Consider the following 19,122-nt stretch of genomic DNA (forward strand, 5'->3'; position numbering starts at 1 on the left):
GCCGTACCCCCTTCGCGGTGTTCTAGATCAGAGCGGGCGGATGTTCGCGGCCTGCGGGCCCTTCTGGCCCTGCGTGATCTCGAACTCGACCCGCTGGTTCTCTTCGAGGCTGCGGTAGCCGCTCGTGGCAATCGCGGAGAAGTGCGCGAAGACGTCCGCGCCGCCCTCGTCCTGAACGATGAAGCCGAATCCCTTGTCGGCGTTGAACCACTTCACGGTGCCGGTGGCCATGTGTTTCTCCTTCGCGAGCTGTGGGAGGTCAGCAACGTGCCGACCTCGCGTTGCCGTTTCGGATTGCCCGCCCGGGAGAGCCCGGATATGAAGAAAGCGCCTGTCGGGTCCGTCTGGATGCCCAACCGGCGCTGTCGATTCACACATCGCAACGTCTACGGAAATCAAAACTGCAACGAAGCGACGGTATCACGGGTACGGGGAATCCGTGGCAGGTTCCGGCTCCCGGGTGATGCGGGCCGCGCCCGCGCATGCGGGCGCGGCCGCCGGGTCAGCGCGGCAACAGGCAGCCGGAGATGGTCAGGTCGATGGTCCGGGACGAGGTCAGGCACGTGGTGAACCAGTACGTCTGCTGGCCGTAGCCGCGGCCTCGGAGCACCGTGACCGTGCCGTTCGCCGCGACCTCGCACGGGTTGTTGAGCGTGCAGCGGCCACCGGACTCGTTGCCGGTGTTGTTGACGCCGATCACCGCACCGGTGGCGTCGTCGACGATCGGCGAGCCGGACGTGCCGCCGATCGTGTCGCAGCCGGCGTCGTACCGGATGGAGTCCCGCCAGGACCACTGGTCCTCGCGGAGCGTGGGGACGAAACCGTCCACCGTGCAGTTCCAGACGCGCTTCCAGTAGCCGGACGGGACGGACATCGACGTGCCGGCGGCGGTCCGGCTGCCGGAGATGGTGAGCGGCGTGGCGCCGTACTGGCTCCGCAGCGCCGCGAACGTGGTGTTCAGCCGGTAGAGCGCGACGTCCGTGCCGGTCATGGTGGCGTAGAGGACCAGGTCGGCGCGGACCCGGCCGAGCGCGCCGCCGCTCGCGTCGAGCAGCGTGCCCTGCCGGGTGCTGGACACGTTGCGCAGCACGGTGCCGGAGCCGATGAAGCCGCCCTCGTAGCAGTGGCCGTTGGTCAGCATCATCGCGCGGTCGCCGCCGGCCGAGGTGGGGTAGCGCACCAGCGACGCCGAGCAGTTGTTGAGCGCGATGGTCGAGGCCAGCGTGGCGGGTGCGGCGAGCGCGGGCGCCGCGGGTGCGGGCCCGGCGGCTGCGGGACGGGCCGGCGCGGCCTCCGCCGGCCCGGCGGGACCGAAGAGGACGGCGGCGATCGCGGCGGCACCGAGCGCGAGTGTCCGTCGAAGCTGCATGGAGGAGTCCTTCCGCGGGAACGGGGACGGCTCGGGGGTGGACCGCCCGTGCGTACCCTCGCATCGGGGTTTATGGGTGTCAATAAATCACTTTGACCATGACTCCGGCGGTATGACCCGATGCCGGCTGTCGCGTGGACGACAGTGAAATCGCGCCGTCATATTCGGTTGTGCGGGCGGAAATGTCGCCGAGAGGCGCACGTTCCCCAGTGACTCAGCGCACATCGGTGTATTTGCGGGCGGCGTTGCTGGTCGGCGTTCGCATGTGATTTACAGGCGTCGATTCAGAAGTGCGCACTATTGCCAATGCAAAAAGCGCGGGGCACTGTGGGTTCATCGCCACCACACCACGCCCCGGCGGGCGGATGTGCTGGCGTGGGAGCGTTTCCATGATGGGGGAGCAGGGGGTTCTGCCAGCACATTGTCCGGAATGTCGTGGTGCCCGCACGTCCGGGTTAACCACCGGTAAATCCTGCGCGAAAGTCGAAAGAGGGGGCCGTCCGTTGAGCTCGCATCTCGCCGAGTACACCGGCAACGGGATCTATCTGACCGCACACGACGAGCAGTACATCGACTGCGCGTCCGGCACGTTCAACGTTTCGCTCGGCTATTCCGCCAAAGAGGTTGTCGACGCACTTCACCGGCAATTGGACCGCCTCGCCCACCTGACGTCCGAGCACACGCGGGACGCCTCGGCGCGCATATTTGAATCGATGCGCGAATATCTCCCGCCGCACATCGGCGCGTTCTGGTTCCGGGACATCACCGGCTCGACCGCGAACGAGGCCGCGATCCGGATCGCCCAGAAGGCCACCGGGAACACCGACGTCTTCTCGCTCTTCCTGTCCCACCACGGCCAGTCCGTGGCCGCGACCGGCATCTCCGGCAACGCGTTCCGGCACCGGTCGTTCACGCTGCCGTTCCCGGGTTCGGTGAAGGTGCCGGCGCCGGACTGCGCCAACTGCTTCTTCGGCCAGACGCCGGACCGGTGCGGGCTGCTCTGCGCCACCCGGGTCGCGGACTTCGCCGAGTACGCGTCCAGCGGCCGGATCGCCGCACTGATCATCGAGCCGGTGCTCGGCAACGGCGGCAACCTGGTGCCGCCGGACGGCTACTTCCGCGAGCTGCGCCGGGTCTGCGACGACCTCGGCATCCTGATCATCGCGGACGAGGTGCAGACCGGCTTCGGGCGCACCGGCACGTTCTTCGCCTCCACCGGCGTCGCGCGCGAGCTGCGACCGGACATCATCACGTTCGCCAAGGGCGCGGGCGGCATCGGCATCCCGGTCGCGGGCGTGCTGATGCGGCCCGAGCTGGACGTGCTGGAGCCGTGGGAGCACTCCAGCACCGCGGGCGCGAACCCGCTGTCGCTGACCGCGCTGGAGGAGACGGTCCGCTACATCCGCGACCACGACGTGCTGGACAACGTGACCGCCGTGGAGCAGCCGCTGCTGGACGGCCTGCGCGCTCTCGAGCGCGACTATGTAACCGTTTCCAACCCGCGCGGCGTCGGGCTCATGCAGGCGTTCGACCTGCCGGACTCGGACGCGGTGCACCGGTTCCTGCCGATCGCCCGGCGGCACGGCCTGATCATGCGCGGCAGCCGGTACGGCTTCGGCCGCGCGGTCAAGGTCCGGCCACCCCTGATCATCACGCCCGAGCAGGTCGACGAGCTGCTCGTCCGTCTCCGCGCGGCACTGCACACCTTCACCGAGGAGGGGTCATGAAGGCTCTCAGATACGGATCGGCCTGGAACGTGGACCTCGCGGACGTGCCGGACCTCCACGTGACCGGCGACGACGACGTCGTGGTCGACATCGCCTACTGCGGCATCTGCGGCACCGACCTGGGCATCGTCTCCGGCGCCTACCCGGTCGCGGTCCCCGGTGTCACGCTCGGCCACGAGGCCTCCGGGGTCGTGGCCGAGGTCGGCGCGGGCGTCACCACGATCGCGCCCGGCGACCGCGTGGTGATCAACCCGACGCCGTACTGCGGGCGCTGCCGGATGTGCCGCACCGGCCGGATCAACCACTGTGTGGGCAAGCACGGCACGGAGAGCGGCGTCAGCTACGACGGCGCGTTCGCCGGGCGGTACCGGACCACGTCCGCGTTCGTGCACCGCGTCCCGGACCACGTGCCGCTGCGCGCGGCCGCGCTGACCGAGCCGCTCAGCTGCGTCGTCACCGGCGTGCGGAAGATCCAGCCGACGTCGCTGGCGATGAACACCTACGTGATCGGCGCGGGCCCGCTCGGCCTGCTCTACGCCTGGATGCTGTCGCTGAAGGGCCTGAACCCGACCGTGGTCGAGCGGTCCCCGGCCCGCCTCGACTTCGCCCGCGACCGGCTGCCGGCCGGCAGCCGGATCACGGCCGGCCTGGACGGGGAGAACGACCTCGACATCGTCGTCGACACCACCTCGCACTTCCTGGAGGAGCTGTTGCCGCGGATGGCGCCGGGCGGCACGTTCATGTCGATCGGGCTCAAGGAGCGGGTCGCCGCGATCGACACCATGCTCATCGGCGACCGCAGCCTGAACATCATCGGCTCGATCGACTCGCTGCACGGCTCGTTCGAGGAGGCGTTCCACCTGATCGTCTCCGGCCGGGTCCCGGCGCAGCGACTGATCAGCCACACGGTGCCGCTGGCCGACTACCGCAAGGGATTCGCGGCGCTCGGCTGCGACATCGACGCCCGGGCCGTGGGCGCGGCACCGGAGGCGAGCTGCAAGGTGCTGCTGATGCCGGGTGAGCACGTTGCCTGAGATCAGCGTGGTCATCCCGTACCGGGGACGGCCGGACAACCTGCGGTTGGCACTGTCCTCGCTGGCCGAGCAGACGCTCGCCCCGCAGGTCGTGATCGGCGCGATGGAGTACAGCGCGGAGTACGTGGCGATCTGCCGCGAGTTCACGCCCGCGCTGGAGATCGTCTCGGTGCTCTCCGCCGCGCCGTGGAAGGTCGGCGAGGCCCGCAACCTGGCACTGCGCCAGGCCACCGGCGAGGTCGTGGTGCTGATGGACGTGGACATGACGCTCCCGTCCCGGGCGCTGGAAAACCTCTACCGCCGCCATTTCGGGTACGGGCAGCGCGTCTGCGTGGTCGGCCAGATGCTCGACTACGACAACAACACCGGCGACGTGACGTCGGTCGTCGCGCAGCCGTGGGAGCACTACCGCAAGGTGCTCGACGACCTCCAGGCCCAGGACGTGGTCGACGCGGACCCGCGCCTGCACACGCCGCACGTGATCCCGTGGTCGTTCGCCTGGACCGCGCTGATCGCGCTGCGCCGGGACGCCACGCCGTTCTTCGACGAGGCCTTCACCGGGTACGGCGTGGAGGACCTGGAGTGGGCCTACCGGGTCAGCCGGTCCGGCACCCCGATCGTGATGGGCCGCGACCTGTACGGCGTGCACCTGCCGCACGTGCGCGACGTCGCGGCGAACCGGCGCACCGAGGCCGCCAACTACCGGTACTTCCTGCGCCGCTGGCCCGGCCACGACGTGGAACTGGCCTGCGCGCTCGGCGACTTCGAGGCGAACGCGGCCTACCCCGAGCTGCTGCGCGCGCTCGGCGGTGCCCGGCTGTCCGTGGTCCTCGAACCCGGCGACGTGCTCACCGTCGGCGTGCCCGACGACGACCCACGGCCCGCGGCCCGGGAACGGTTCCCGATCGTCGGCCTGGCACTGCCCTACGAGGACCACAGCATCGCCGAGGCCCGCCTGCTGCCGCCGGTGCTCCGGCTCGGCAGCCGCTTCACCGGCCTGGTGCGCGCCGAGGCGCACCGGGTCGCCCGCACCGTGACCGAGGAGGTCCCGTCGTGATCGTGCACCGTGACCCGCGCTGGTTCCCCGCGCTGTTCTGGACGTTCCTCGCGCTCGCCACCGCGTTCGTGGTGTGGCGGACCGCGGTGGTCAACTGGACCGTCTGGTACGGCCCGGCCGCCTGGCTGATCGAGCTGTTCGGCGTGCTCACCTCGATCTGCTTCATGCTCACGCTGCGCAGGGCGGCGAGCGCGGCACCCCGTACCGTCGAGGAGGTGGTGGCGACGGTCGACATCCTGATCCCGACCGCGAACGAGCCGCCGCTCGTGCTCGAACCCACGGTGATCGGCGCGATGCGCGTGCGTGGCGTCCGGGACGTGCTGGTGCTCGACGACGGCGACCGGCCCGAGGTGCGCGAGATGGCGGCCCGGCACGGCGCCCGCTACGTCGCGCGGACCACGAACGAGGGCGCCAAGGCCGGCAACCTCAACAACGGGCTGCGGTTCACGGACGCGGAGTTCGTGGTCACGCTGGACGCCGACCACATACCGCTGCCGGAGTTCGTCGAGCGGACCGTCGGCTACTTCGACGACCCGCGCGTCGGGTTCGTGCAGTCGCCGCAGAGCTTCTACAACCAGGAGTCGTTCACGTTCCGCGGCGAGAAGGGGTGGCACGAGCAGGGCATGTTCTACGGCGGCATCCAGCCGACCAAGAACTACACCAACAGCGCGATCTACACCGGTACGTCCGCGATGCTGCGCCGGGCCGCGATCGACTCGGCCGGCGGGTTCGCCCCGGACACGCCGACCGAGGACATCCACACGTCGCTGCGCATCCACGCCCGCGGCTGGAAGTCGATCTACCTGGGTGAGTCGCTCGCGTACGGCCTCGAGGTGGAGAACCTGCGCGAGTACTACCGGACCCGGCGGCGGTGGGCGGCCGGCAGCCTGCGCCTGCTGTTCCGGCACCCGGACTCGCCGCTGCGGGTGCGCGGCCTGACCGGCTGGCAGCGGCTCAACTACTTCAGCGCGATGATCACGCACCTGCAGGGGCCGACGCGTGTGCTCTACCTGCTGGCCCCGCTGGCCGCGCTGATCACCGGCGTCGCACCGGTCACCGGACCGTACAGCCAGTACGGTTTTGCCTTCCTGGCCTTCACGGTCGTGTCGGTGTGGATCGTGGTGGTGTTCGGCCGCGGCCACTACCACCTGCTCCACAGCGAGGCGTTCGGCGTGGCGGACACCGTACCGATGATCTCGGCCCTGAAGGCGCTGGTCGGCAACGACCGCAAGTTCGGCGTCACGGTCAAGCGCACCGACCGGACCTCCAGCACCTCGCTGAAGAACACCTACCGGCTGTACACGCTGGCCGGCATCGCGGTGCTCACGCTCGCGGTGGTGCGGCTGATCCAGGGCGAGCACGTCGCGATCGCGGCCTGGGCCGGCGCGTTCATCGCGCTCAGCACCGGATACGCGCTGGCGTTCCTGATCTCGATGGAACGGTACGAGCGGGCGCCCGGCGAGCCGTGGTACGCCGCGCTCACCCCGGCCGAGCTGTACGACGCGGTCGTCGCCCGCGGCGGGTCACGCCGCCTGGTCACGGCCTGACCGCTCCGCGGGTCCGGAGTCCCCGGGGGATTCCGGACCCGCGCCGAGACCGGTCGTGGTGATCTTCGTTAACATGACCTTCGGTTACCGGCGCGGTCGAGACGAGGGCAGATGCGACTTTTCGGTCTTGGTAAGCGGAAGGTCCAGCACGACCTCGGTCAGCAGGCGCAGATCCTCGCCCAGGTCCGGCAGGGCTTCGGCGCGCACGTGCAGGGCCGTTTCCCGGACCAGGCCGCCGCGGTCGGCCCGTACCTGCAGGGCGACGACGGCCTGATGGTGGCCGCCACCATCCTGCGCGAGTTCGCCGACACGGCCAACGACGCGCTCGCCGCGCAGTGCGCCGACATCTACCGCCGCAGCGGCCACCGCCTGATCGTCGACCGCCGCAACTACCGGTCACTGTGGAAGGAAGCCGGCCACGCGCTGCAGTGGCCGCTGTTCGCGCTGCCCTGCGGCCTGCACCCCTACATCCACGTGCAGGCCGCCGCCACCGTCATCGGCCGCAACGCGCACCGCTTCGTCGACGTCACCGACTCCTACGCCACGCTCACCCACGTCTTCGAGACCCTCGACCTGCTGATCTGCGGGTGGGAGTTCGGGCGCGTGCGGGTCGACGCGGACTCCGCGATGCTCGCCGAGCGGCTCGTCCAGACCGCCACCGACATCCGCAACGCGATGCCGCAGGAGCCACCGCTGCCGAGGCCGGTCCGCGAACTGATGCGCCGCAACCACACCGTCGACGTCTTCCTGCCCACCGGCCAGCAGATCGTCGGCCAGTTCAACCCCGGCAAGACCATGCGCGAGAAACTCCTCGCCTGACCCCGACGACGCGCCGGCCCCCTGGTCCGGCCGCCACCCGCGCGCGATTCAGTGCGGCAGGTGGGTGGTGAGGAATCGGTGGATCAGGGTGGCCGTCTCGTCGAGGGCGGACTCGAGGAGGAAGTGGCCGCCCTCGAGGAGGTGGATCTCGGCGTTCGGGAGGTCGGCGGTGAAGGCCTGGGCGCCGGCCGGGCCGAAGATCTCGTCGTGGCGGCCCCAGACGGCGAGCAGCGGGACCCCGGTGGTGCGGAAGTAGTCGTGCACGCGGGGGTAGAGCGCGAGGTTCGTGGCGTAGTCGAGGAACAGCCGGAGCTGGATCTCGTCGTTGCCGGGGCGCCCGATCAGCGTGACGTCGTGCCACCAGGTGGTCGGGTCGACCAGGGTCTCGTCCGGGACGCCGTGCAGGTACTGCCAGCGGATCGCGTCGAGGGTCAGGGCGCCGCGCACGCCGGCCTCGGTCTCCGGGGTCTGCGCGGCCCAGTAGTCGCGGACCGGTGCCCAGAACGCGGGGACCAGGCCGGACTCGTACGCGTTGCCGCTCTGGCTGACGATCGCGGTGATCGCCGCCGGCCGGCGCAGCGCGAGGCGCCAGCCGATCGGGGCGCCGTAGTCCTGGACGTAGATCGCGTAGCGGTCGACGCCGAGCCGGTCGAGCAGGGCCTCGGTGAGGTCGGTGAGCGCGTCGAACGAGTAGTCGAACTCGCCGGCCGGCGGCGCGTCGGACAGGCCGAAGCCGAGGTGGTCCGGCGCGATCACGTGGAAGTCGCCGGCGAGCGCCGGTATCAGCGTGCGGAACATGTGCGAGCTGGTCGGGAAGCCGTGCAGCAGCACGAACGTGGGCTTCGCCGGGTCGCCGGCCTCGCGGTAGAAGAGGCGCCGGCCGTCGACGGTCGCGTACCGGTGGTGGATCTCGGGCATCTCTCTAACCTCCATAACAAGCTTTGATAGTTAGAGCGAAGCATTGCGTGCGGTAACCTGTCAAGAGGCTCATGGGGGTTAGAGATGGCGGATGCCGAGTTCCTGCTGACACTGCTCAACACCACACCCGTGATCGACGGGGTACGGACGGACCGGCTCGACGAGGCGTGGCCGGACCTGACGGACGACGACCGGCGGCGGCTGCGTACCGCCCGGGACCTGCTCCAGGACGTCATCCGCGGCCGGCGGCCGGTCACCGCGTTGGCGCCGCTGCTCGACGGCGTGCGCTCGGTGCCGTCCGTCACCGCGGACGGCGTCGAGTGGGCGGTCGACGCCCGGGGCGCCCACGCGCTGGTCGTCGACGCGGTCCTGGCCTGGGACGAGCTGCACCGGACCGCGCCGGGGCGGCTGCGGCCGTGCGCGAACGACGAGTGCGAGCTGTTCCTGCTCGACCGCAGCAAGTCCGGCAGCGCACGCTGGTGCTCGATGGCGACCTGCGGCAACAAGCTGAAGGCGCGCCGTCACTACGAGCGCGCGCGGCGCACCGTCGGCTGAGGACCGTGTCGGGAGTCCGACAGCGGTGGGTCGTCCGGCTGATGCCCGGACCGCCGAAATGCCGGGTGGCGGGCGTGACCGGGGCGGGCAGAATGACTGCCGTCGTCGTCACGAGGGGGATCGCCATGGAGGACGCGTTGCTGGCCTACAACGCCGGCCGCGTCGACGCGTTGGAGGGACGCCGGGACGCTGACCTGGCGGAACACCCGGAGACCGGCGCGGACTACCGGCGCGGATTTCTGGACGCGCGCATCGAGGTGGTCAGCATGCACGCGGAACTGCGGAAGCTGCTCGGCCACGAGGGCTGACCGGCGCCCGCCGGCCCGGCGCCCGCCGGCCCGGCGCCCGCCGGCCGCGCGGCCCGGCGCGTCCGGCCCGACCCGGCGCATCTGAAGCGGCCCGGCGTGTAGCGGCCCGGCGTGTAGCGGCCCGGGCGTCAGCGGGCCGGGCTCGGTGCGGGCGGTTCCAGCAGGTCCGGTGCGGCGGGGTCGTCGAGGCGGCGGAGGAAGGTCAGGATGCCGGTGTAGCCGGCGGACCAGGACAGCGGCGCGTCCTGGCGGTCCAGGTCGACGAAGCGGGGCGCGTCGTCCGGGCCGTGGCTGCGGCGCAGCAGCTGACGGGCCACGTCGTGGGCGGCGTCGAGCCAACGGGAGTCGCCGGTGTGCCGGGCGCAGTCGATCAGGTAGGTGCCGACGCCGGCCAGGCCGCAGCACTGGCCCGGGTTCTGCATGCGCGGGATCCAGTCGACGCAGACCTCCGCGGCGGCCAGCGCCAGCTCCGCGAAGCGCGCGTCGCCGCGTTCGCCGCCGTCCGTGGCGGCGCCGAGCACGGTGGTGGCGTGCAGCAGCGTGCGGCCGATGCCGGACAGGCCCTGGCACCAGGAGACCGCGAGCGGCACGGCGCCGGGGCGGCGGGCCCGGACGATCAGGTCCGCGGCGGTGTGCGCGAGCGTGCCCGCGCGGTGCCGGGCCTCGGTGCGCACCACCGGGTCACCGGTCGCGGCCACGTACTTCAGCAGCAGGTCCAGCACCCCGGCGGTGCCGTGCGCGTAGCCGGCCGCGGGCTCGGTGCTCGGTGACGGCGTGCCGGTCACGGACAGCCGCATCGGCCCGGCCGCGAGCAGCGAGTCCACGCAGGCGCGGGCCGCGGTGCGGTCGCCGCGCAGCAGATGCCCGATGCCGCATCCGGCGATGCCGCTGATGATGTCGTCGTGCGGGTCGGCGGTGTCGAACGGCCGGTCCGGCGCGGCCGCGTCCGCCGCACCCGTCCGGGCGCGGAACAGCAGCGTGCCGGTGGAGCCGAGATAGAGGCCCGGTGGGCGCGGGGAGCGCCGGGTGGCGCGCGCCGCGTGGTCGAGAAGAGCTTCGAGCAGCGGCGGTACGGCGGGTGCGTCCCGATGATGCAGCAGCTCCAGGCCGAGCCCGGCACTGCCGGTGTAGAGCGTGGCGTCGAACGACGCGTACGCCGACTCCGGCGCCCGCAGCACCCGCGCCGGTGCCTGGTCGCGGATGATCCCGAGTACGTGACGGCGGAGTGCGGGTACGTCCGGGTACGGTCGCCGGCCGTACCCTCGGGTGGGTCCGGTCTGGGTGGTGACCGGTGCGGCGGCGAGCGTGCGCAGTGCCGCGAGCGCGACCGGGCCGTCACCGCCGATCAGGTCGTGCAGGAAACCGGCGGACGACCCGAGCAGCGCGGTCAGCGACGAGCACATGCGCGCGGCGGACAGCCCGTCCTCGGTCTCCACGATCACCGGCACCAGGCCGGTCGCGGCGAACGCGAGCGTCATGCCGAGCGCGTGCGCGTCGTCCGCCGGCCGCGCAGCAGCCCGGCCAGCGCCCGGCCCAGCTCGCGGACGTGCTCCGGCTCCGGGTAGACGGTGAACGCCTTGCCGACCGTGGCCGGATGCTCCCAGCCGGAGTTCATCGTGGCGAGCGCGGCGGTGCCGGCCGCGAGCTTGAAGTCGTGCCGGCCGGCCAGCAGGTACGGCACCAGCACCGCGGCCAGGTCCGGCAGGTCCGCGGCGCGCGCCGAGACGTGCAGCTTCCAGCCGTGCTCGGGAAGCCGCACGTCCCGCCGGGCGTAGGTCCACTCCGGCGTGCCGGCGACGGTGTACTCGTGGTCGTACGCACCGGCGACCTGCTCCCGGACGTACGGCGCGGACAACCAGCTCGTCATCGTCAGGAGAGCGTGCGGCCGGTGGCGTCGCAGAACTCGGTGCCCTGGCTGCACGGGCCGCAGGTGGCCGGGCAGCGGTCCGCGGACAGCAGCGCCTCCTGGACGTCGCCGAACGCCACGTCCGGCTCGCCGCCCAACTCGCCGAGCGTGCGTGGGGTCAGCTCGTCCAGGGCGGACAGCAGTGCGACTGACATGTGAGCTCCCTTCCGTAACGGTTGTCCCCCCGATGCCCGGCGTGCCGCGGTCGCACCGGCAACGCCGATCTGTCCGCGACCTCGGGGCATCTGTCCCGGGGGGACAGATGCGGGCTGCCGGGGGCCGTCCCGAGCCGGATCACCGCGTGCGCCGGTCCGCGCCGAGTCCGGCGGGTGGTGAGAGCGGAGATCCCATATGGTACGAGGGTGAAGGTCCTGAACGCGGCCAAGAGCCGATCCGCCCTGGGCACCGCCGCGCTCGTCGCCGGTCAGACGCTCGTCGTCATGCTGTTCGGTTACGTGCTGCTGAGGCTGCTCGGCTGGGCGTGGCCGGTCATCTGGCCCCTGACGGTGGCGCTGCTGCTGACCACGCTCACCTGGCCGCCGGCCCGGCTCCTGCGCAAGTGGGGCTGGCCGCCGGCGCTCGCCGCGACCGTCGTCACGCTGCTGTTCCTGCTGGTCGCGGCCGGCATCATCGTCGGCATCGTGCTGCCGGTCGCGGGGCAGGGGCCGGAGCTGGCCAAGGGCGTCGTCGACGGCATCACCCAACTGCGCGAGTGGGCGTCCGGCCCGCCGCTGAACATCGGTGACGCGCAGGTCGACAACGCGTTCAACACCGCGATCGAGCAGATCCAGTCCAGCGCGAGCAGCATCGTCAACTACACGCTCAGTGGCGTCGGCACGGTCCTGAACGGCGTGGTCACGACCGTGCTCGCGCTGTTCCTGATGTTCTTCTTCCTCAAGGACGGGCCGCGGTTCCTGCCGTGGCTGAGCCGCCAGCTGCCCGGCCGGCTCTCCCGGGACATCCCGACGATCGCGGAGCGCAGCTGGCGGACGCTCGGCTCGTTCGTGCTGTCCCAGGCGTTCGTCGGCCTGCTCGACGCGGTGTTCATCGGCATCGGACTGTGGATCGTCGGCGTGCCGCTGGTGCTGCCGCTGGCGGTGCTGACGTTCGTCGCCGCGTTCGTGCCGATCGTCGGCGCGCTGTTCGCCGGGTTCGTCGCGGTGCTGATCGCGCTGGTCTTCGAGGGTTTCTGGTCCGCGCTGATCGTGCTGGCGATCATCCTGGTGGTGCAGCAGCTGGAGGGCAACATCTTCCAGCCGATGATCCAGAGCCGCGGGCTGGGCCTGCACGCGGCCGTGGTGCTGCTCGCCGTGACGCTCGGCGGCAGCGTGGCCGGCATCGTCGGCGCGCTGCTGGCGGTGCCGGTGGCGGCGCTGGTCGCGGTCTTCTGGGCCTACCTGCGCGAGCAGCTCAGCGAGCCCGGCCCGGACCCCGACCCGGCCTCGTCCGACTCGGCACCGGGCCCGGTGCCCGCCTCGGACGACCCGGCCCCGGAGACGGACGGCACCGTCAAGGCGTGACCGTCGAGGGCGGTCCCTCCACCGGAGGGTGCGGTCGAGCGGCGCCCGGGGGGTCGCGCCGGACGAGTGACGGGCGAGAATGACCGGGTGCGGTTCGGGATTCTGGGTCCGGTGCGGGCGACGGGTGGCGACGGGCGGGTGGTGCCGCTCGGCGGGGCCCGGCTGCGTGCGCTGCTCGCCATGCTGCTGCTCGACGCCGGCCGGCCGGTGCCGCTGGACCACCTGATCGACGGGCTCTACGGCGACCGGCCGCCGGCGGGCGCGGCCAACGCGCTGCAGTCGCAGGTGTCCCGGCTGCGGGCGGCGCTGCCGGTCGAGCGCGACGGTGGCGGCTACCGCCTGGCGGTCGACCCGGACGAGGTGGACGCGCACCGGTTCGCCCGGCTCACCGCGGCCGGGCACGACGCGCTCGGGGCGGCCGATCACCCGCGGGCGGCCGCGCTGCTGCGTGAGGCGCTCGGGCTGTGGCGCGGTGAGCCGCTCGCGGACGTCCGCGCCGCGCCGTTCGCGGCCCCGCAGGTCACCCGGCTGACCGAGGCACGGCGCCTGGCGGTCGAGGACTGGGCGGAGTCGGCACTGGCGGCCGGCACACCGCGCGCGGTGCTCGGGGCCCTGCGCGACCTGGTGGCCGCGGACCCGCTGCGCGAGCGGGCGTGGGCGCTGCTGATGCGTGCGCTGGCCGCCGACGGCCGGCAGGCCGAGGCGCTGGCCGCGTTCGGCACGGCCCGCCGCGCGCTCGCGGACGACCTCGGCGCGGACCCGTCGGCGGAGCTGTCCGCGGTGCACACCGCGATCCTGCGCGGCGCCCTCGGCGGCCCGGCACCGGGTGGTCCGGCACCCGGTGGCCCGGCAGGCGACCCCGGCGTACCGTCGCGTCCCGACGGTGCCGGCCGGCACGGCGTGCCGGAGCAGCTGACGAGTTTCGTCGGCCGGGACGACGAGCTGCGGGCGGTCGCGGCCGCGCTGGCGGACGCGCGGCTGGTGACGCTGCACGGGCCCGGCGGCTCCGGCAAGACGCGCCTGGCCGTGGAGAGCGCGGCCCGGTACGGCGGTGAGGTGCGGTTCGTGGAGCTGGCCGCCGCGACCGCGCCGGACGTGCCGCGCGCGGTGTCCGACGCGATCGGGCTGCGCGACACCGGCCTGCGCAGCCGCGACCTGCGGGATGCCGGGCCGAGCGTGACCGAGCGGCTGACCGCGGCGCTGACCGCGCGGGACGTGCTGCTGGTGCTGGACAACTGCGAGCACGTGGTCGCGGCGGCTGCGGCGCTGGCCGCCCGGTTGCTGGCGGCCTGCCCCGGTGTGCGGATCCTCGCCACCAGCCGCGAGCCGCTCGGCCTGACCGGTGAGGTGCTGCGCCCGCTGGGCGGTCTGCCGGAGCCGGCCGCGGTGCGGCTGTTCGCGGACCGGGCCGCGCACGTGTCACCCGGTTTCACCGCGGACGGGCAGAACGTCGCCGCGGTACGGGAGATCTGCCGCACGCTGGACGGCCTGCCGCTCGCGCTGGAGCTGGCCGCGGCCCGGCTGCACGCGCTGCCGGTGAGCGAGGTCGCGGCCCGGGTCGGCGACCGGTTCCGGCTGCTGAACCGCGGTAGCCGGACCGCGCCGGAACGGCAGCGCACGCTCCGCGCGGTCGTCGAGTGGAGCTGGGAGCTGCTCAGCGAGCCGGAGCGGGCGCTGGCCCGCCGGTTCACCGTCTTCCGTGGCGGCTGCCGGCTGGCCGCGGTCGAGGGCGTCTGCGGTCCGGACGCCGTCGACCTGCTCGGTGACCTGGTGGCGAAGTCGCTGATCGAGCGGGACGGCGACCGCTACCGGATGCTGGAGACGATCCGGGCGTTCTGCGCCGAACGCCGCGACGAGTCCGGTGAGGAGGCCGAGCTGCGGCGCGCGCACGCGGCGTACTTCCTGGGCCTGGCGCGCGCGGCGGACCGTGCGCTGCGCGGCCCCCGGCAGCTGGCCGCGCTGCGCGAGCTGGACGCGGAGCGGGACAACCTGCACGCGGCGCTGCGCGACGCCGACCCGGCGACCGGGATGCGGCTGCTGTCCGCGCTGTCGTTCTACTGGTGGCTGCGCGGCCTGCGGGCCGAGGCCGCGGACCTGGCCCGCGCGCTGCTGCGGCAGCTTCCGGAGCCGCCGGACGGGCTCGGCGAGGAGCACGCGCTGTGCGTGCTGTTCGCGCGGCTCGGCACGCCGGCCGGGGAGCGGCAGCCGGGCCGCTACCTGGCCGGGATCACCCGCCCGCCGGCGCAGCCGTTCCTGATGTACCTGTCCGCGATCGTGTCCGGCCCGCCGGCCGAGAGCCTCGCGGGCCTGCAGCCGATGCACCTGCACCTGCGCGATCATTTGGCCGGCGACCCGTGGAGCGAGGCGCTCGGCGCGATCGGCGAGGGCTGGATGCTGCTGCTGTTGAACGGCGGCACGCCGGAGCAGGCGGAGCCGGAGTTCCGCGCCGCGCTGGCCGGGTTCCGGGCGCTGGGCGAGCGCTGGGGCACCATGCTGGCGCTGAGCGGCCTGGCCGAGATGGCGTCCGCGCGCGGTGACCAGGTCGCGGCGCAGGAGCGGATGGCGGAGGCGATGCGGCTCGCGGTCGAGCTGGAATCCACCGTGGACACCGCCGACCTGTTGCGCGGTCGCGCGGAGAGCCGGCTGGCCACCGGCGACCTCGAGGGTGCGCGGGCCGACCTGGTCCGCACGGCCGAGCTGGCCCGCGAGTGCGGCGCGCCGGAGCTGCTGTCGGCGGCGCTGCTCGGGCTCGGCCGGCTGGCGTTGCGCCGCGGTGACCGGCCCGAGGCGCGCCGGTTGTGCCACGCCGCGCTGGACGAGTGCCCGGTCGACTGGTACGGCTCGTACGGCGTGCGGGTCACGATTTTGGCCGTGCTGGGCCGGATCGCGGAACTCGACGGTGACGACGCCGCGGCCGGTCGCCTGTTCCGCGAGATCTTCACGGTCGGCCCGGGCCCGGACGGGCTGGCCGCGGTCGGTGAGGCGCTGGAGGGTCTGGTCGGCCTGGCGGTCCGGGCCGGGGACCCGGAACGCGCGGCCACGCTGCTCGGTGCCGCCGGGACGCTGCTGGTCGGCACCGGCGCGACGCTGGAGGTGGCCGGCGCCGCGCCGCCGCGGCCCGGGACGGAGGCGGCGGTGGTGCGCCGGGCGCTCGGCGAGCGCGTCTTCCGGGCCCGGCACGCGGCCGGGGCCGCGCTGACCCGGGAGGAGGCGCTCGCGTACGCGATCCGTGCGTGATCCGTGCGCGGCCGGTCAGCGCGCACCGCCACGCTGACCGGCATGACCACTTCATCCGGGGTCCTCGCCGAGGGCCTTCGCAAACGCTATCCGCGGACGACCGCGCTGGACGGCTTCCACCTGCACGTCCCGGCCGGCAGCGTGCACGGGCTGCTCGGCCCGAACGGCGCCGGCAAGACCACCGCGGTGCGCATCCTCGCCACGCTGCTGCGCTTCGACGCCGGCCGGGCCGTCGTGGCCGGCGCGGACGTGACCAAGGATCCCGGCACGGTACGCGAGCGGATCGCGCTGACCGGCCAGTACAGTGCCGTCGACGGACTGCTCAGCGGGCGGCAGAACCTGGTGCTCTTCGGCCGCCTGCACCACCTGGGCGCGCGGGCCGCCCGGCGCCGCGCCGACGAGCTGCTGGAGCGTTTCGGCCTGACGGACGCGGCGCACCGGTCCGCGCAGACCTACTCCGGCGGCATGCAGCGCCGCCTGGACCTGGCCGCGAGCCTGATCCGCCGCCCGGCCGTGCTGTTCCTGGACGAGCCGACCACCGGCCTGGACCCGCGCAGCCGCAACCAGGTCTGGCAGGCCGTCCGGGACCTCGTGGCGGAGGGCACCACCGTGCTGCTGACCACGCAGTACCTGGAGGAGGCCGACCAGCTCGCCGACCACGTCTCGGTGATCGACGCCGGCCGGGTGGTGGCGGAGGGCACCCCGGACGCGCTCAAGTCGGTGATCGGCGTGGACCGCCTCGAGGTGGTGGTCCGGGAGCCGGACGCGCTGGCGAAGGCGGCCGCGATCCTCGGTGCGGCGGACGCGGACGTGGACGTGGACACCCGCCGGATCCGGGTGCCGGTCACGGACCGGGTGGGCGCGCTGATCGACGCGGCCCGCGCGCTGCAGGACGCCGGCATCACCGTGGTGGACCTCGGCGTCCACCGCCCCACCCTCGACGAGGTATTCCTTCACCTGACGGGACACCAGGCATGAGCACGCTCGCCCACACCCTCGGCGACGCCCGCGTGATGACCGGCCGCTACCTCACGCACGTGGCCCGCGCGCCCGAGGAGATCGTCCTCTACTTCACCCTGCCGATCATGTTCACGCTGGTCTTCGGCTACGTGTTCGGCGCCGGCATGGCGGTCACCGGCGACACGTACCGGGAGTTCCTGATCCCCGGTGTGTTCGTGATGACCATGCTGTACGGGCTGGGTGCGACCGCCACCGCGGTCGCGGTCGACATCAACCGCGGCGTGGTGGACCGGTTCCGGTCGATGCCGACCGCCCGGTCCGCGCTGATGGCCGGGCGCAGCGCCGCCGATCTGGTCCGCGCGCTGCTGGAGATGTCCGCGCTGATCGTCTGCGGGCTGCTGGTCGGCTGGCAGGCGCACCGGGGGATCGGGCCCGCGCTGGCCGGCATCGGCCTCATCCTGTTGCTGCGCTTCGCGCTCACCTGGGTCGGCATCTGGATGGGCAGCCTGGTGCCGAACCCGGACACGGTCTCCGTGATCGTCTTCCCGCTGGCGTTCCCGCTGACCGCGCTCTCCAACGTCTTCGTGGCGCCGGAGCTGATGCCGTCCTGGGTGGGTGCGGTCTCGCAGTGGAACCCGATCTCCGCCACCGTGGCCGCGGCCCGGGACCTGTTCGGCAACCCCGGTGTGGGCGGCGACTCCTGGGCGGCCGCGCACGCGCTGCCGCTGGCGATCGCCTGGCCGCTGCTGCTGATCGCGGTCTTCGCGCCGCTCGCGATCCGCCGTTACCGCCGCCTCGGTTCCTGATCCGCCGCACCGGGATGTTCTCGCATGATCCGTATCTGGACAATGCCCAATCGGCACCGAGAGTGATAGATAAATCACCGAGCGAAACGGTTTATTGATCGATATGGTTCGGTCGTGCTGACTGACCTAAGTAGACCGGCGTTGCCTGCTGAGGGATACGGATCATGAACGCCGAGGTGGCGGCGGTGCGGGCGTGGACCGCGTCCGGTGGGGAGTTCCCCTACGCGGAGGTGCTCTGCGCGTACCGGCGATGGGGTAAGGCTCTGGTTCCGATCGATCTGCTGGACGCGCTGTCCGAGGCCCGGCCGCACGCGACGGCCGGGCTCCGGACACTGCTGGACGTGTTGCTGGACAAGCGGGACGGCACCTACGACTACCGCTCCTACCTGGCGCTGCCGTTGCTGGCGCCGCACCTGGCCGACCGTGACCTGCTGACCGTGCTGCTGGTCGCCGACCTGATGCGCTTCGAACTGGCCGCGGCGGACGACCCGGCCGGCCCGCTGCCGGTGATGCCGCCGGACGACGGGCTGGTGGACAAGCGGCTGCGGCACGGACTGCGGGTGATCCGGCCGGTGCTGGACCGGCTCGGCTGGGCCGTGCCGGTGGCCGGGCCGGGCGTGCGGGTCGAGGCGCGCGCGGTGTGGGCGACCACGGAGTCGGCGCTCAGTGACGGCCAGCGGCTGATGCTGCGCTGCACCGTGCTGCCGGTCGACGTGGTGCACGACGAGTACCTGTTCATCCGGGTGCTGCAGACGTTCGAGGCCGCGTTCGCCGCGCTGGTCCGCGACCTGGAACGCGCGGCCGGCGCACTGACCGACGGCGCGGTCTGCGCGGCGGTCAACGCGTTGCGGCACGCGGCCGCGCTGCTGCGGGAGGTCAGTCCACTCTGGTCGGTGGTGGCCACGATGCGGGTGGACGCGTTCCGCCGGTTCCGGCAGTGGACCGAGGGCGCGAGCGCGATCCAGTCCCGGCACTACAAGCTGATGGAGAGCTTGGCGCGCCGGCCGGACGTGGCGCGCCTCGGCTCGGCCGCCTACGACCACGTGCCGGAGATCCGGGAGCTGGTGCTGACCGGGCTGCCGTCGGTCGACGCGGCCTACCGGACCGCGACGCTGCCGCCGGAGGGGCGCGCGGCGGCCGGTGCGGCGATGGCCGACTTCGCCGCGGCCGTGGACGTCTGGCGCCGCACCCACCATCGGCTGGCCGTGCGCATGCTGGGCGCGGCGACCGGCGGCACCGGATACACCGGCGGCGCGTCGTACCTGGCCGAGGCGCGGGAGATCCCGGTGTTCAGCTGACCCGCGCCCGCGTGACGTGACGGAGGCGTCCCGCACTCGTGCGGGACGCCTCCGTCACGGC

18 protein-coding genes are annotated in these 19,122 nt (G+C 72.9%); 12 read left to right on the forward strand and 6 right to left on the reverse strand.

Features of this window, described 5'->3' with window-relative positions:
- Positions 1 to 27: 27 nt before the first annotated feature.
- Together J2S44_RS37285 and J2S44_RS37290 are read right to left on the reverse strand one after the other, a co-directional pair.
- Positions 28 to 231: a cold-shock protein gene (locus J2S44_RS37285; protein ID WP_306829036.1), complete on the reverse strand. Its 204-nt coding sequence runs from the start codon at positions 229 to 231 to the stop codon at positions 28 to 30.
- Positions 232 to 502: 271 nt separating this feature from the next.
- A complete protein-coding gene (locus tag J2S44_RS37290) occupies positions 503 to 1,369 on the reverse strand; it encodes a S1 family peptidase (RefSeq protein ID WP_310424295.1) in 867 nt (288 codons plus the stop codon).
- A gap of 503 nt (positions 1,370 to 1,872) precedes the next feature.
- On the opposite strand from J2S44_RS37290, the gene J2S44_RS37295 reads away from it, so the two are divergent.
- The 5 genes from J2S44_RS37295 to J2S44_RS37315 all read left to right on the forward strand — a co-directional run bounded on the left by J2S44_RS37295 (position 1,873) and on the right by J2S44_RS37315 (position 7,553).
- A complete protein-coding gene (locus tag J2S44_RS37295) occupies positions 1,873 to 3,096 on the forward strand; it encodes an aspartate aminotransferase family protein (protein WP_310424298.1) in 1,224 nt (407 codons plus the stop codon).
- Positions 3,093 to 4,130, forward strand: a complete 1,038-nt coding sequence (locus J2S44_RS37300) for a zinc-dependent alcohol dehydrogenase (RefSeq protein ID WP_310424301.1) — start codon at positions 3,093 to 3,095, stop codon at positions 4,128 to 4,130. The genes J2S44_RS37295 and J2S44_RS37300 overlap by 4 nt, the downstream gene beginning before the upstream one ends.
- A complete protein-coding gene (locus J2S44_RS37305; protein ID WP_310424304.1) occupies positions 4,114 to 5,187 on the forward strand; it encodes a glycosyltransferase family 2 protein in 1,074 nt (357 codons plus the stop codon). The genes J2S44_RS37300 and J2S44_RS37305 overlap by 17 nt, the downstream gene beginning before the upstream one ends.
- Positions 5,184 to 6,734, forward strand: coding sequence for a glycosyltransferase family 2 protein (locus tag J2S44_RS37310; RefSeq protein WP_310424307.1), 1,551 nt, complete (start codon positions 5,184 to 5,186; stop codon positions 6,732 to 6,734). The genes J2S44_RS37305 and J2S44_RS37310 overlap by 4 nt, the downstream gene beginning before the upstream one ends.
- A 111-nt stretch (positions 6,735 to 6,845) precedes the next feature.
- The gene (locus tag J2S44_RS37315) at positions 6,846 to 7,553 is read left to right on the forward strand and encodes a hypothetical protein (RefSeq protein ID WP_310424310.1); all 708 of its coding nucleotides are present in this window, start codon (positions 6,846 to 6,848) and stop codon (positions 7,551 to 7,553) included.
- Positions 7,554 to 7,601: 48 nt separating this feature from the next.
- Here the strand turns inward: J2S44_RS37315 and J2S44_RS37320 are convergent, their stop codons facing one another.
- Positions 7,602 to 8,471 (reverse strand): alpha/beta fold hydrolase, encoded by an 870-nt coding sequence (locus J2S44_RS37320; RefSeq protein WP_310424313.1) that lies wholly within the window; start codon positions 8,469 to 8,471, stop codon positions 7,602 to 7,604.
- 84 nt (positions 8,472 to 8,555) lie between these two features.
- Here J2S44_RS37320 and J2S44_RS37325 point away from each other — a divergent pair, with 84 nt between their 5' ends.
- Together J2S44_RS37325 and J2S44_RS37330 are read left to right on the forward strand one after the other, a co-directional pair.
- Entirely contained in the window at positions 8,556 to 9,026 is a 471-nt protein-coding gene (locus J2S44_RS37325; protein ID WP_310424316.1) for a CGNR zinc finger domain-containing protein, read from the forward strand.
- Between the two features lie 92 nt (positions 9,027 to 9,118).
- Positions 9,119 to 9,334: a hypothetical protein gene (locus tag J2S44_RS37330; RefSeq protein WP_310424318.1), complete on the forward strand. Its 216-nt coding sequence runs from the start codon at positions 9,119 to 9,121 to the stop codon at positions 9,332 to 9,334.
- 128 nt (positions 9,335 to 9,462) lie between these two features.
- On the opposite strand, the gene J2S44_RS37335 is transcribed toward J2S44_RS37330, so the two are convergent.
- Genes J2S44_RS37335 through J2S44_RS37345 form a run of 3 tightly spaced genes read right to left on the reverse strand, consistent with a single transcriptional unit; the run spans position 9,463 to position 11,395 of the window.
- Entirely contained in the window at positions 9,463 to 10,812 is a 1,350-nt protein-coding gene (locus J2S44_RS37335) for a lanthionine synthetase LanC family protein (RefSeq protein ID WP_310424321.1), read from the reverse strand.
- Positions 10,809 to 11,201, reverse strand: a complete 393-nt coding sequence (locus J2S44_RS37340; RefSeq protein WP_310424324.1) for a class III lanthionine synthetase LanKC N-terminal domain-containing protein — start codon at positions 11,199 to 11,201, stop codon at positions 10,809 to 10,811. Before J2S44_RS37340 ends, J2S44_RS37335 begins: the two co-directional genes overlap by 4 nt.
- A gap of 2 nt (positions 11,202 to 11,203) precedes the next feature.
- Entirely contained in the window at positions 11,204 to 11,395 is a 192-nt protein-coding gene (locus tag J2S44_RS37345; RefSeq protein WP_310424327.1) for a hypothetical protein, read from the reverse strand.
- A gap of 207 nt (positions 11,396 to 11,602) precedes the next feature.
- Between J2S44_RS37345 and J2S44_RS37350 the strand changes: the two genes are divergently transcribed.
- The 5 genes from J2S44_RS37350 to J2S44_RS37370 all read left to right on the forward strand — a co-directional run bounded on the left by J2S44_RS37350 (position 11,603) and on the right by J2S44_RS37370 (position 19,061).
- A complete protein-coding gene (locus J2S44_RS37350; RefSeq protein WP_310424330.1) occupies positions 11,603 to 12,760 on the forward strand; it encodes an AI-2E family transporter in 1,158 nt (385 codons plus the stop codon).
- Between the two features lie 111 nt (positions 12,761 to 12,871).
- Entirely contained in the window at positions 12,872 to 15,997 is a 3,126-nt protein-coding gene (locus tag J2S44_RS37355; RefSeq protein ID WP_310424333.1) for an AfsR/SARP family transcriptional regulator, read from the forward strand.
- Between the two features lie 42 nt (positions 15,998 to 16,039).
- Positions 16,040 to 16,975, forward strand: coding sequence for an ATP-binding cassette domain-containing protein (locus tag J2S44_RS37360; protein ID WP_310424336.1), 936 nt, complete (start codon positions 16,040 to 16,042; stop codon positions 16,973 to 16,975).
- Positions 16,972 to 17,763, forward strand: coding sequence for an ABC transporter permease (locus tag J2S44_RS37365; RefSeq protein ID WP_310424339.1), 792 nt, complete (start codon positions 16,972 to 16,974; stop codon positions 17,761 to 17,763). Before J2S44_RS37360 ends, J2S44_RS37365 begins: the two co-directional genes overlap by 4 nt.
- A 164-nt stretch (positions 17,764 to 17,927) precedes the next feature.
- Positions 17,928 to 19,061 (forward strand): tryptophan 2,3-dioxygenase family protein, encoded by a 1,134-nt coding sequence (locus J2S44_RS37370; protein WP_310424342.1) that lies wholly within the window; start codon positions 17,928 to 17,930, stop codon positions 19,059 to 19,061.
- Positions 19,062 to 19,122: the final 61 nt, after the last annotated feature.

This window comes from Catenuloplanes niger (assembly GCF_031458255.1).
In the GTDB taxonomy this organism is placed as follows: domain Bacteria; phylum Actinomycetota; class Actinomycetes; order Mycobacteriales; family Micromonosporaceae; genus Catenuloplanes; species Catenuloplanes niger.